This window comes from Candidatus Frankia nodulisporulans (assembly GCF_902806475.1).
In the GTDB taxonomy this organism is placed as follows: domain Bacteria; phylum Actinomycetota; class Actinomycetes; order Frankiales; family Frankiaceae; genus Frankia; species Frankia umida.
On sequence record NZ_CADCWS010000524.1, the window covers coordinates 1 to 714 of the forward strand.

At 67.5% G+C, this 714-nt stretch carries 2 protein-coding genes; one reads left to right on the plus strand and one right to left on the minus strand.

What is annotated here, in order from left to right:
• Nucleotides 1-225: hypothetical protein (locus G6R24_RS21240; RefSeq protein WP_163550875.1), on the minus strand; the 225-nt coding region annotated here is incomplete at its 3' end.
• A 212-nt stretch (nt 226-437) separates the two neighbouring features.
• On the opposite strand from G6R24_RS21240, the gene G6R24_RS23120 reads away from it, so the two are divergent.
• Nucleotides 438-714 (plus strand): helix-turn-helix transcriptional regulator (locus G6R24_RS23120; protein WP_225438900.1); only part of this gene is annotated, 277 nt, incomplete at its 3' end.

Below are 714 nucleotides of genomic sequence, written 5' to 3' on the forward strand. Positions count from 1 at the left end.
GACGATCGACGGGCAGGCCTGGTGCTGCACGGTCAGCGCGAACCCGCACGCCCGGCAGCAGACACCACGGTCGGCAGCGAGCTCCGCGGTGTGCCGGCGGCGGACGTCCAACTCCTCAGCGGCGGTCACCCGGCGGCCGGCCTGCAACGCGGCGAGGATCACCGGATCGAAGATCTCTTCAGGCTGGTCGACTGTGACCGTGATCCGACCCGGACGGCGACTCATGCCACACCACCCAGACGGGCGGCGGGCGAAGCCTGGCGCGCAGATCCGCACCCAGGCAGGGAAAGATGACTCATAGCGGTCTCCTGTTTGCGCAGGTGGTCCGTTAGCCCTCGGGTCGGTGTTGGAGACACCGGTCCGGGGGCGCTTTTCGGTTGTGGGGCGGAACGCTACACACCAGTCCCTAGCGAGTCAAGATGGTAGAGTCGTCGGTTATGGGAGAGTCCATCGACGACTTTGAGCCACTCCTCGACTACACGGACATAGCCAAACTGGCGGGCATCTCCCCCGTCACGGCGCGCAGCTACAAGAGCTCAGGGCATCTGCCGGATCCCGACGTACAGACGTCGTCGCGTCGGCCCCGCTGGAAGCTGTCTACCGTTCGTGCGTGGCTGGAGAACCGTCCCGGCGCCGGGGCGCGCACGGATCTATGGCGGAAGCGCGAGCAGGCGGAGGCCGGCGAAGATTCGCCAGAGGAGGGCCAGCCGCCCA